The sequence below is a fragment of the [Clostridium] polysaccharolyticum genome, from assembly GCF_900111595.1.
Lineage (GTDB): Bacteria > Bacillota > Clostridia > Lachnospirales > Lachnospiraceae > Clostridium_AI > Clostridium_AI polysaccharolyticum.
In genome coordinates this window covers 1-12,519 of record NZ_FOHN01000042.1, presented here as the reverse complement: position 1 = coordinate 12,519, position 12,519 = coordinate 1, and the positions used below count along the sequence as shown (strand labels likewise).

Sequence of the window (12,519 nt, the reverse complement as noted above, 5' to 3'; positions counted from 1 at the left end):
AATCAGAAAGAATATCTGTCAAGCTTTCTAAAGGATGGGCGTATTCAGTTAAGCAACAACCTGGCAGAGCAGTCTGTCAAGCCTTTTGTGATTGGTCGGAAGAACTGGCTGTTTGCCAATACTCCGAACGGAGCATCGGCATCTTCCTTAATTTATAGTGTAATTCAGACTGCCATAGCAAATGATCTGAAACCGTTATCTTATCTGGAGTATGTATTTGAACAGATACAGATGTCTTGGGACTTACAGACCGAAGACCTGTTGCCGTGGTCAGAGAAGATACCAGAATGCTGTAAAAATCAAAAGCCATCATCCAGCCAATGAGTTCATTATACTGGGGATGATGGCTTTTGAAAATGCGTAGTTGAGTTGACGTTTACAAGATAACAGCATAATTCGACAAGGCAAACGTACCTATCTGAATGTTACTAAGATGATGTTCTTGAATTACTAGACACAAAAATAGTTACACCCTCGACTAAGGTTATAAAGGAAACATAAAATATATTTCATATCTATTTGACATTACAAACAATTCATGTTACTATATCTCATAGATTGAACGCAGTTCGTTCATGAAGGGGTACACCACCACGGGTGTAAACTTCATGAGCGAACTGCGTTTTTTTATTTGATAGGAAAGTCCTCTGCGAGTCCTTCCCTATCAAATAAAAAGTGCCCTAAAAAAGAAGGGCACAGGCTGCGCACAGATGGGTAAGGAAGATAGTCGCTAAAAGACAGCGATACCCATCTGGCGCGGCAAAGTCTGAGTTCCTTCGAGTACATTCCAGTCGCGAGAGTCTGAGGAACTCAGACTTTGTTTCTACCTTAAAATTTCACATTATACATTATAAAGGAAAGGAGTCACCAGCCCATGATACGAGTAAACGGAGAAAACCAGACAAATTACGAACAAAAATCCATTCAGGAACTCTTAACTGCCCTCCATTACGACACAGCCAGAATTGCCGTAGAAAAAAACGGTGAAATCATTCCCAAAAGCCAATATGCTACATCAATACTAAACGAAAACGACGTTCTGGAAATTGTAACCTTCGTAGGAGGCGGCTGATATGTACATAAAACTAAATGGTAAAACCATTTCCACAGACTTTACCCACATAAATGATTTGAAAACCCAGTTCTTATGTGGAGAACACACCAAAAAAATCATCACCATTGTGGATGGATTTCAATCTGAAGAGAATTATCCACTAAGGGACGGAATAGAAGTGACTTTTATCCAAAAAGGAGAAATGCCTTCTGTGGATGTGCTGGAATCTATGATGTGTGCAAGGCATACGCCTAAAGTACACGAAAAAGTGAAACAGTCCCATGTTGCCATTGCGGGGCTTGGGGGACTAGGATCTAATGTTGCTATTTCCCTTGCCCGAACTGGCGTTGGTTATCTGCATCTGATTGATTTTGATGAAGTGGAGCCAAGTAACTTAAACCGCCAGCAATACAAGATAAAACACCTTGGCATGCCAAAGACCGAAGCACTAAAGCAGGAAATACAGGAAATCAATCCCTATGTTCACGTTAGAACAGATAACATACGGGTAGACGATAATAACATAAAAATACTGTTCTTGCAAGATGAAATTATTTGCGAGTGTTTTGATAAACCAGAAGCAAAAGCTATGTTAGTAAACGGAATACTAGAGCATTTTCCGGAAAAGTTTATGGTAGCAGCATCTGGAATGGCTGGATATGGGGACAGCAACAGCATTCAGACAAGAAAAATTACCAGTCATTTTTATATGTGTGGAGATGGAATAACAAAAGCAGAGCCAGGAAATGGATTAATGGCGCCTAGGGTATCTGTCTGTGCAGGACATCAGGCCAATAAAGTTTTAGAAATTTTAATAGAAGAGAGGAAAATACAATGAATGATAAATTAGTTTTAGGCGGACACCAGTTTGACTCCAGATTTATTTTAGGATCTGGCAAATACTCATTGGATTTAATAGAAGCAGCAGTAGAACACGCAGGAGCACAGATTATTACCCTTGCACTTCGCCGTGCCAATCAAGGAGGCACAGCGAATATTTTAGATTACATACCAAAAGGAATTACTCTTCTTCCCAATACATCCGGTGCGAGAAATGCAGAAGAAGCGGTCCGTATTGCAAGACTTTCCAGAGAGGTAGGCTGTGGAGAGTTTGTTAAAATAGAAGTTATCCGGGATTCCAAGTATCTGCTTCCAGACAATCAGGAAACCATCAAAGCGACTGAAATTCTTGCAAAAGAAGGATTCGTAGTCCTTCCTTATATGTATCCAGATTTAAATGTGGCAAGAGATTTGCAAAATGCAGGAGCAGCGGCAATTATGCCTCTAGCAGCTCCAATTGGAACCAATAAAGGATTGTGCACAAAAGAATTTATTCAGATTCTCATAGATGAAATAGAGCTTCCAATCATTGTAGATGCAGGAATCGGTTCTCCATCTCAAGCATGCGAAGCAATGGAAATGGGAGCAGCGGCAGTAATGGCAAATACGGCTATTGCAACAGCAGGAAACATACCAGCAATGGCGGAAGCATTTAAAAAGGCAATTGAGGCAGGACGAAGTGCATATCTGGCAGGTTTGGGACGTGTCCTTGAAAAAGGAGCACAGGCATCTTCACCATTAACAGGATTTATACAGGATTAGGAGGAGCAAAATGTTAAGTGAAATGAAGGAACTTAATATGGGAGCAGAAGGAAAAACAGATCCTATGAGATACTTCCCTGACATGGAGGTGCTGGATTCTGATATTGAACAGGCTGTGATTCAGAAAATGAAGCAGTACGATTATACTAAGTATACACAAGCAGATGTAAAAAGGGCTTTAACAGCCAATATCTGTTCGCCTGAAGACTTTGCAGCATTGTTATCTCCAGCAGCAGCTCCTTACATAGAAGAAATGGCACAGAAAGCAAAGCTGGAAAAAGAGAAACATTTTGGCAATTCGATTTATATGTTTACCCCTTTATATATTGCAAATTATTGTGAAAACTACTGCATCTACTGTGGATTTAACTGCCACAACCAGATCAATCGTGCAAGATTAAATGCAAAAGAAATAGAGGAGGAAATGAGAACAATCGCAGAATCTGGTCTTCAGGAAATCTTGATTCTAACTGGAGAAAGCAAGAAGATGTCAGACGTAACATACATAGGAGAAGCATGTAAAATAGCCAGAAAGTATTTTAAAGTAATTGGTTTAGAAGTCTATCCAATGAATACGGAAGACTACGCTTATCTTCATGAATGTGGGGCGGATTATGTAACTGTTTTTCAGGAAACTTACAATTTAGATAAATACGAGACCTTGCATTTAGAAGGCCATAAACGAGTATTTCCTTATCGTCTCAATGCACAAGAGAGAGCTTTAAAAGGTGGAATGCGAGGAGTAGGGTTTGCGGCCTTATTAGGATTGGATGATTTTCGTAAGGATGCATTTGCAACTGGTATCCATGCATACCTCATTCAAAGAAAATACCCACATGCGGAAATTGCATTTTCCTGCCCAAGATTACGTCCTATTATCAATAATGATAAAATTAATCCAAAGGATGTACATGAAAGACAGCTGGTTCAAGTAGTGTCAGCATACCGGATTTTTATGCCATTTTCCAGTATTACTATTTCTACAAGAGAATGTGCCCGTTTCCGTGACAATATTATTGACATTGCAGCGACAAAAATCTCTGCAGGAGTATCCGTTGGCATAGGAGGGCATAGTGGAGAGGAAAAAGGAGATGAGCAGTTCGAAATTTCTGACGGAAGAACTGTAGAAGAGGTTTATGAGGCAATATTAAAGAAGGGATTACAGCCGGTAATGAGTGATTATATCTATGTTTAAAGTGATTGCAGTTACAAATCGTAAGCTTTGCGAAGTGGATTTCATGGAACAAGTAAAGCGGTTAGGTGAGGCAGGTATATCAGGAATCATTTTAAGAGAAAAGGATTTACCGCCACAGGAATATAAAGAGCTGGCATTAAAGGTTTTGGAATGCTTAAAAGAATTTTCTGTGCCTTGCATTCTACATTCTCATATTGATGTAGCAAAAGAGTTAGGGCAGTATGCAATACATATGTCGTTTCCAAGTTTTCTTAAGCAAAAGGAGTTTTGTAAGGAGTTTCGGACTGGGGTTTCCGTGCATTCTGCAGAAGAAGCCAAAGAGGCAGAAAAGTCAGGGGCTTCTTATCTGGTGGCAGGGCATATTTTCCGGACAGACTGTAAAAAAGGGTTAGCGCCAAGAGGCCTCACATTTTTGCAGGAGGTAGCAGATGCTGTTTCTATTCCTGTATATGCAATAGGGGGAATTCATTCAGGTAATATAGAGAAAGTAAAGCAGACTGGCTGTGCAGGCTGCTGCATAATGTCTGGTGCAATGAAAGGGAGCAGAGAAGTATTAGCAAGTTATAAAGATTTTTCATAGCATAAGCTGCATAGTTTAACATTCAGCTGAAATATAAGAGAAAGAAAAACAATTTGTTGTAAAGAACAAGATATTGAATGATTAGTAACATTATGGTAATATTATCAGTGAAAGTGATTGTGTGAAGGGGACTATTTTATGATAAATATACTTATCTGTGATGACAGCAAATTGAGTCTGGATATTAATAAAGCTTATGTAAATGATTTTGTCAGAAAGAGCAAGATAAAGGCGGAATGCTTTACATTTCAGGAAATCAGTGATGATTTAAAGAAACTGTATCAGACAATGCCGATTGATATTGCTCTGCTGGATATTGATTTCCAAAGAGGGGAAGAGGGAATTGAGCTGGCCAGAAATATTATTAGAAACAGCCCTCTGGCTATCATAATATTTGTAACAAGCCATGAGGAGTATGCACTGGATGCTTACAATTTAGCTGCATTTGGGTATATAACCAAGCCAATAGATGAGAAGAAATTTGAAAAGCTGTTTACCAGGGCACTTGTTCAGCTGAGAGGAATCAATGCAATTAAAAATAATCATAATATTGAGTTTGTTGCAAATGGAACGAAGCAGCTTCTAAAAGAAAAGAATATTTTATATGTTGAAAAGTCGGGCCATACGGTTAATGTTGTAACAGATAAGCAGACATTTGTTGTATATGATTCTATTAAGAATCTGCAGGAGAAGTTTTCCAATCTGTTTCTGCAAGTAAACAAAGGAACGCTTGTTAACCGTAATTATATAACCGAAATTACGAATCAGACTATTACCATTACCACAGGAGAGTCGTTTAACATACCCGCCCGTAAAGTAAAAGAGGTACAGGCAGCATACAAAAAAAAGAACGAAAATGAGTTATAAATAAGGATGTGTACTGCATAAATGAAGGAAAAATGACTTTTCGTGCAGGATGAAAACTGAAAAATCGTAATCAAAATGCATTTTTGTAATAATGTTGATTATATGTGTAATCTGTGTTGTAACATAATGCAGAAGCCAGTATAATAAAATCATCCAATAGGACAGGAATAATAAAACTTAATCCAGTAAGTAAGATGTTTGAATCATTCCCCCCTAAAATGAAACCAGATGTCGGATTAAGTAGTTCTTGTTTTATAACTGATAGTTCACACAACTATATTACACAAACATACGAAAGAAAAGCGGGTATCCCTCACTCGTATATACGTAAGATGAAAAAAGGCTGTTAGGCAAACAGCCTAAGAAAGAAAGCAGAAGATAAAATAGGAATCGTATGAATGGTATCGTACGAAAGAAAGATGGACTGTAAGAAAAGAACGGAACTTACAGCAGAGCAGGCGAATGACTTAGCAGACACAAAGAATCTGGCTTATGAAAGACAGAGCATACAAAAGATGGATATTACAAAAGAAAGTTTATGCAAAAGACAGCGGACACAAAAGAGGATAATTACAAAAGACAGCAGGCACAAAAGAGGACATTTACAAAAGACAGAGCATGCAAAAGATGGAATTTACAAAAGACACCTTAGGGTATAAGGTAGTAGCTGACAAATCGTATTTATACATATGAAAAGAGAATAAAGGGAGAGGCTTTCTGTATAGGAGGTCTCTTTTTTTGATTTGTCTTGCCACAAAAAGGGAATTGGCATACAATAATAAGAAACAGATTGAAAGGAGTCTGATTATGATTTCAGAAAAAATGTATGAATTGGGAAGTAAGAGATCTGTTATTCGAGAGATCTTTGAATATGGAAAAAAGCGTAAAGCAGAAATCGGTGCCGATAAAGTATTTGATTTTAGTTTAGGAAATCCAAGTGTTCCAGCTCCAGCGTGTGTAAATGAGACAATAGTTGAGCTGTTAAAAACACAAGATCCAATTCTTTTACACGGTTACACATCTGCCCAAGGTGATTTTAACGTTCGTAAGACTATAGCAGACTATGTAAATGGGAAATACCAGACAGCAATTGGAGCAGATGATATATATATGACAATGGGGGCAGCAGCTTCTTTATGTGTAGGTTTTAAAGCAATTTGTATTCCTGGAGATGAATTTATCACTTTTACACCGTATTTTCCAGAATACCGGGTATTTGTAGAAGCTATGGGAGGAACTTTAGTAGAAGTACAGTCCAATCAGAAGACATTCCAGATTGACTTTGAAAACTTCGAAAAAGCCATGAATCCTAAGACAAAGGCAGTTATTATCAACAGTCCTAACAACCCGTCAGGAGTTATTTTTACAGAAGAAAGCATCATTAAGTTAAGTGCATTGCTAAAGGAAAAATCAGAAGAATACGGTCATCCTATTTATTTATTCTCTGACGAACCTTATCGTGAACTTGTTTATGATGATATTAAAGTACCATACTTAATCAATTACTATGACAATACCTTTGTATGTTATTCTTATAGTAAATCCCTTTCCCTTCCAGGAGAGCGTATTGGATACATAGTAGTTTCTAATAAAATGGAAAAGAACAGAGAAATTTATGCAGCTGTTTGTGGTGCAGGCAGAGCATTAGGATATGTGTGTGCAAGCAGTTTGTTCCAGCAAGTAATAGCAAGATGTATTGACAAGACAGCAGATATTAGTATTTACAAAAAGAACAGAGATTTGCTTTACAATAGCTTAACGGATATGGGTTACTATTGCGTTAAGCCAGATGGTGCGTTTTACCTGTTTGTACAGGCATTAGAAAAAGATGCAGCGGCATTTTGCGAAAAGGCGAAAAAACATGAACTTTTATTAGTGCCAGGAGATGATTTTGGCACGAAAGGTTATGTAAGAATTGCATACTGTGTAACTACAGAACAGATTGAAAATTCATTACCTGCATTTAAAGCTTTAGCAGAGGAATATAAGAAATAATCAAAATTGGGATGCCATTATGGGGCATCCCGTTTTTGTATTTTTAAATCCAGCCACCATCCAGTTGAATTACTTGACTTGTCAGGTAGTTGTGGCCAGTGGCAATAGAATAAGCCAATTCGGCAACTTCCTTGGCCTTTCCCATACGGCAGGCGGGAATTTCTTCTATTAAGGCCTCCCGTTCTTCCAGATCTAAAAACTGATTCATTTCTGTATCAATACATCCACATGCAATCGCATTTACTTGTATATTGCTTGGTGCCAGTTCCTTTCCTAAAGCCTTTGTAAAGGCATTAATGCCACCTTTCGTGGTGGAATAGGCTACTTCACATGAGGCTCCTGCCACACCCCAGACTGAGGAAATATTAATGATTTTTCCATGTCCATTGGAAAGCATAAGGGGGATTGCCATAGAACTGCAGTTGTATACGGAAGAAAGATTTGTCTGTATCATCTCATTCCATTCAGTGGGTTTCATGTCCTGAAATAAGCCGATTTTTGATATCCCAGCGTTGTTAATCAGCACATCTAGCAAGCCAAAGTGTTTTTGGATCTGATTATAAAATCCTGTTACAGTTTCATAATCCCCTACGTCTCCCTGTAAAGCTAAGCAGGACACACCCATAGCAAGAATTTCTTTCTGTACTTCTTTCATAGCCTCTATGCTGTTTTTGCAATTAATTACAACGTTCCAGCCTTGTTGTGCAAAAAATAGTGCACATGCTTTGCCAATTCCCCGAGAAGAACCAGTAATAAATACGGTCTGTTTCATATGTTTCACTCCTGTCTTACCAAGTATTATAATGGAAAGCCAGGGGGGAGAACAAGGGGAAAGCATGCTTTTTTATTTGGCTGTTCTTCGGAAATACATGTTTTTTTCAGTGCTAGGCAAAATTAGAAAAAGTTGATATTCCATAAGGTATCTGTTATACTATATAAGTTAGTTAGAATTTTTAGGAAAATGATTTATAGGGATAGGATAAGTAAATGAAAAAAAAATCGGGAAAAATATTTTTAAGGGATTTAGCAAAAGCATTTTTTAGTGTGTTTGCACTAACAGCTATATTTTTGGCAAGTTATAAAGTGACGGGACTGTATTTAGAGAAGAATGGCGGGCATGCAGCCGGCAGGAAAATCCATATGGAACGTGAAGGGAAACTGGATTCTATCTCCTTTCAGTTATTGTTTAGCTTAAATGAGGCAAATAAAGAATTAGAGCACGTAGTTCTGGAAGTGTTTAATACAAAGACAGACTGCCTGATGTATATGACTATTCCTATGAATGCAAAGCTTTCTATGTCTCAGCGGTTATATATGGAACTTTTTAAGAAAAATAAAGATATTCCTCAGATTATATCATTCGACAGCATAAAAGAATATGTAAATCCAGCAGGTTACTATGACTTTGGAGCTGCATTAATTGACGATGCCCTAGGCTTGGATATCAGTTATTATACGATAGTGCCATCGGAAGTTTTTGACGATGTATTCGTAGAACAGGATGGTTATTTAACGTTGACAGATGATGTATTGGGAACGGTTAAGAATTATAATGAACAGGAAATAGATTCTTATATGAGAAATTTCTGCAGGAATGTGAAATCAAACCTTTCCTTAGAGAAAAGACTGACATATACTCCAGCGTTATCAAAAGTAGTCTGGGAAGATGTCATTTATAATCTCATACCAGGAGAAAGTGACAGTGATAGTTATTCTATTGACAAAGAGAAAGCAGATGCTATCTGGAAAGCAATGGAGGACAATTACGCAGCAGAAGAAATCAAAGGACTGCTAGGACAGGCACAAAAGGTATCATTAGACAAAAACATTATGATATATAATGGAAGTGGGATTAATGGACTTGCAGGCAATGTCCAGAAGAAACTCGAATCAGAAGGATATACCATCAATGGGATTGGAAATTATACAAGCAGTGATGTACAAGAGACTATTATCCAAGTAACACAAGAAGGTCTTGGAAAGGATTTAATTGCTTATTTTAAAAAAGCCGTAATTGAAAAAGTTGAGAATATGCCAAATGGAGTAGACATACAGATTGTACTAGGAAAATCAGAGTCTGCGTCTTAAGAATGGAACTACAGGCAATGTTGTAAAGGAATGACTATAATGGAAGCGAAAGTAAACATAATGGGACTGGACGTTGATTTAATCAGCACTGACTCATTTACTAGAAGAATCGGAGAGTATTTAACCAATGACTATCTCAATTTAATATTTATCCTATCTACTTCTATGGTATATGATGCTATGGAAAATGAAACGTACAAAGAGACATTATCCAGAGCACATATGTTAATTCCAGGGGAAGAGGCAATGCTTACGGAATTTCATGTAGATGCACTTAGAGAAACTGGAATCGTGACAAATTACCGTTGCATGTATCAGATGATGAATGGAATAAAAAATGAGAACAAAACAATGTATCTGGTGGGAGTAGAGGAAGGAGAGATGAAACAGTTTATCAGACTGTGTAAAGAATTTTTCCCAGGAATCCAGATACTAGGGGCTTATTGTGTAACAGAAGAGATCAATATGGAACTGGTTGTAAATGAAATAAATGGTGCCAATCCAGACATTCTGACTGTATTTATGAATTCACCAGAACAGGAGAACTGGATTGTTGAAAACTGTGCAAAAATCAATGCAAAGCTTTGTATTGGAATTGGTGGAATCATTAAGAAAATGTTAGAAGAATACAAAGAAGCACCATTCGTATTTCGCAAATTAAGATTAGAAGGCGTGTATAACACGTACATTCGCCACGGGATTATCAAACTGAAAAAACTGTGGCAAAACAGAATATTTAAACAAAAAGTGGAACATTATAAAAATAAAAAAGGTGAGTAGCTGAAATTGAACAGGAAAGACGGAAAATGGAGACAGAACAGGAAATGGAAGAGGTTACTGATTATTACACTGGGAACATTTATAATGGCGGCAGGGGTTAATTTGATTTATGAGCCAATGAACATGGTTGTAGGCGGCGTGTCCGGCCTTGCAATTGTTGTGAAAAGGGTGACAGAACCGGTAGTGCCAGGTGGCGTGCCAGTCTGGCTGACCACCGCCATTGTAAATATTCCCTTGTTTTTGGCTGCATTAAAAGTAAAAGGAAAAGATTTTGTACGGAAGACATTGTTTGCTACCGTTATATTTACACTAGCGTTATACATTCTTCCAAGTTATGACATTATACATCAGGATAGCCTGTTAGCAGCATTAGCAGGAGGGATTCTGACAGGAGCGGGACTTGGCCTCGTATTCCGTAATGGAGGTTCCACAGGAGGAACGGATTTATTAGGTGCAATTCTGAATTATTTCTTCCCGTATTACTCAGTAGCAAATATGTTATTAGTTGTGGACAGTACGATAATTGTGCTTGGAGCTTTTATTTTTGGAATTAACAGTGCACTTTATGCAGTTATTGCGGTATATGTTTCTACAAAGATTTTAGATAATATGTTAGAAGGAATGAAGTTTGCCAAGCTGGCATACATCATTTCAGATGAACCTGAAAAAATAGCCAGACACATTCTTGAGGTCATTGACCGAGGGGTAACCATTATTGAGGCACAGGGGGGATATAGCAAAGAAGCGAAACAGATGGTTATGTGTGTAGTATCTAACAAACAAATTGTAAAGTTAAAGGAATGTGTTGCTGACATTGCACCAGAAAGTTTTCTTATTATTTCTGATGCAAGGGAGGTATTAGGAGAGGGTTTTATTGAAATTGACTATTAAATAAGGGGTTTCTTTAGGCAAAAGATGGTGGATTCGTTAAAAATAAATTTTAGTATACAAAATATACAAAACCCAAAAAAGTAATTTGTGGAAATGGGATATGGTTTTACAAGGACAAATAGTGTATCATATGCTTATCAGTGAGGTATATCTTAATACCGTATAACTTTTTTAGGGAGGAAAGCAATAATGGCAAGCTTATCATTGAAGAATATTAATAAAACTTATCCGAATGGATTTGTAGCAGTACATGATTTTAATTTAGAGATCGCAGATAAAGAATTCATCATCTTTGTAGGACCTTCAGGTTGTGGAAAATCCACAACACTTCGTATGATTGCCGGTTTGGAAGAAATCACTTCAGGTGAGTTATGGATTGGCGATAAAATGGTTAATGATGTAGAACCAAAAGACAGGGATATTGCGATGGTATTCCAGAACTATGCTTTGTATCCTCATATGTCTGTTTATGATAATATGGCTTTCGGTCTTAAATTAAGAAAAACACCAAAGGATCAGATTGATAAATTAGTTCATGAAGCAGCAAAAATCCTTGATATTGAACATTTATTAGATAGAAAACCAAAGGCTTTATCAGGTGGTCAGAGACAGCGTGTTGCTATGGGCCGTGCAATCGTTCGTAATCCTAAAGTATTCCTTATGGATGAACCTTTATCAAACCTGGATGCCAAATTACGTGTTCAGATGCGTATTGAGATTTCCAAATTACATCAGAGACTTGAAACTACTATCATTTACGTAACACATGACCAGACAGAGGCTCTTACACTGGGTACAAGAATCGTTGTTATGAAAGACGGTGTTGTACAGCAGGTAGATGCTCCTATTGATTTATATCAGAGACCAAAGAACTTATTCGTAGCTGGATTTATTGGTTCACCTCAGATGAACTTTATCGAATCAAAAGTTGTGAAATCTGGTTCAGACGTAATGTTAATGTTTGGTTCTCATTCTATTAAGTTACCTGAGAACAAAGCAAAGATTCTTCTTGAAAAAGGATATGAAAACAAAACAGTTGTTATGGGTATTCGTCCAGAAGATATTAAGGATGAAGAAATTTTCATTAACTCTACTCCAGGTGGCGTTATAGAAGCAACTATCAAAGTATACGAAATGCTTGGTGCAGAAGTATTCCTGTACTTCTCAATTGATCAGTTTGAATTAACCGTACGTGTTAATCCTCGTACAACAGCTCGTCCTGGTGATACAATCAAACTTGCATTTGATTTGTCTAAGATTCATGTATTTGATAAGGAAACGGAAAAGATTATTTGTAACTAGTATTTAGGAACAAATACATATTAAGCTGAATATCTGGCACTTGCAGAATGTTAGTTCTGCAAGTGCTTTTTTGTTAGGGCATGGCCCTGTTTCTCATTGTGGAGTTTTTCCCAACGGAAAAATGGAACTTTGAGAAACGAATAAACCACCTGCTATGCGGGTGGA

At 37.5% G+C, this 12,519-nt stretch carries 14 protein-coding genes; 13 read left to right on the top strand and 1 reads right to left on the bottom strand.

Annotated elements, in window-relative coordinates:
• The 9 genes from BMY85_RS14880 to BMY85_RS14840 form a co-directional block, all read left to right on the top strand.
• A partial coding sequence (locus tag BMY85_RS14880; protein WP_143066407.1) for an IS66 family transposase occupies positions 1 to 324 on the top strand: 324 nt, incomplete at its 5' end.
• A 550-nt stretch (positions 325 to 874) separates the two neighbouring features.
• Positions 875 to 1,072 carry a sulfur carrier protein ThiS gene (thiS, locus tag BMY85_RS14875; protein ID WP_092479144.1) on the top strand — a complete coding sequence of 66 codons (198 nt, stop codon included), beginning with the start codon at positions 875 to 877 and terminating at the stop codon, positions 1,070 to 1,072.
• 1 nt (position 1,073) lies between these two features.
• Positions 1,074 to 1,892 (top strand): sulfur carrier protein ThiS adenylyltransferase ThiF, encoded by an 819-nt coding sequence (gene thiF / locus BMY85_RS14870; RefSeq protein ID WP_092479142.1) that lies wholly within the window; start codon positions 1,074 to 1,076, stop codon positions 1,890 to 1,892.
• Positions 1,889 to 2,656, top strand: coding sequence for a thiazole synthase (locus BMY85_RS14865; RefSeq protein WP_092479140.1), 768 nt, complete (start codon positions 1,889 to 1,891; stop codon positions 2,654 to 2,656). The genes thiF and BMY85_RS14865 overlap by 4 nt, the downstream gene beginning before the upstream one ends.
• Positions 2,657 to 2,666: 10 nt before the next feature.
• A complete protein-coding gene (gene thiH, locus BMY85_RS14860) occupies positions 2,667 to 3,851 on the top strand; it encodes a 2-iminoacetate synthase ThiH (RefSeq protein WP_330387317.1) in 1,185 nt (394 codons plus the stop codon).
• Positions 3,844 to 4,431, top strand: coding sequence for a thiamine phosphate synthase (locus tag BMY85_RS14855; RefSeq protein WP_092479138.1), 588 nt, complete (start codon positions 3,844 to 3,846; stop codon positions 4,429 to 4,431). The genes thiH and BMY85_RS14855 overlap by 8 nt, the downstream gene beginning before the upstream one ends.
• A 138-nt stretch (positions 4,432 to 4,569) precedes the next feature.
• Entirely contained in the window at positions 4,570 to 5,298 is a 729-nt protein-coding gene (locus BMY85_RS14850) for a LytR/AlgR family response regulator transcription factor (protein ID WP_092479136.1), read from the top strand.
• Between the two features lie 398 nt (positions 5,299 to 5,696).
• Entirely contained in the window at positions 5,697 to 5,957 is a 261-nt protein-coding gene (locus tag BMY85_RS14845; protein WP_092479134.1) for a hypothetical protein, read from the top strand.
• Positions 5,958 to 6,105: 148 nt separating this feature from the next.
• A complete protein-coding gene (locus BMY85_RS14840; RefSeq protein ID WP_092479146.1) occupies positions 6,106 to 7,293 on the top strand; it encodes a pyridoxal phosphate-dependent aminotransferase in 1,188 nt (395 codons plus the stop codon).
• A 43-nt stretch (positions 7,294 to 7,336) separates the two neighbouring features.
• Here the strand turns inward: BMY85_RS14840 and ymfI are convergent, their stop codons facing one another.
• Positions 7,337 to 8,065: an elongation factor P 5-aminopentanone reductase gene (ymfI, locus tag BMY85_RS14835; RefSeq protein ID WP_092479132.1), complete on the bottom strand. Its 729-nt coding sequence runs from the start codon at positions 8,063 to 8,065 to the stop codon at positions 7,337 to 7,339.
• Positions 8,066 to 8,280: 215 nt separating this feature from the next.
• Between ymfI and BMY85_RS14830 the strand changes: the two genes are divergently transcribed.
• The 4 genes from BMY85_RS14830 (at position 8,281) to BMY85_RS14815 (ending at position 12,354) form a co-directional block, all read left to right on the top strand.
• Positions 8,281 to 9,381 carry a LytR C-terminal domain-containing protein gene (locus BMY85_RS14830; protein ID WP_092479130.1) on the top strand — a complete coding sequence of 367 codons (1,101 nt, stop codon included), beginning with the start codon at positions 8,281 to 8,283 and terminating at the stop codon, positions 9,379 to 9,381.
• Positions 9,382 to 9,420: 39 nt separating this feature from the next.
• On the top strand, positions 9,421 to 10,161 hold the full coding sequence (locus BMY85_RS14825) for a WecB/TagA/CpsF family glycosyltransferase (protein WP_177180816.1): 741 nt from the start codon (positions 9,421 to 9,423) through the stop codon (positions 10,159 to 10,161).
• A 6-nt stretch (positions 10,162 to 10,167) separates the two neighbouring features.
• The gene (locus BMY85_RS14820) at positions 10,168 to 11,052 is read left to right on the top strand and encodes a YitT family protein (RefSeq protein ID WP_092479126.1); all 885 of its coding nucleotides are present in this window, start codon (positions 10,168 to 10,170) and stop codon (positions 11,050 to 11,052) included.
• Between the two features lie 189 nt (positions 11,053 to 11,241).
• Positions 11,242 to 12,354, top strand: coding sequence for an ABC transporter ATP-binding protein (locus BMY85_RS14815; RefSeq protein WP_092479124.1), 1,113 nt, complete (start codon positions 11,242 to 11,244; stop codon positions 12,352 to 12,354).
• Positions 12,355 to 12,519: the final 165 nt, after the last annotated feature.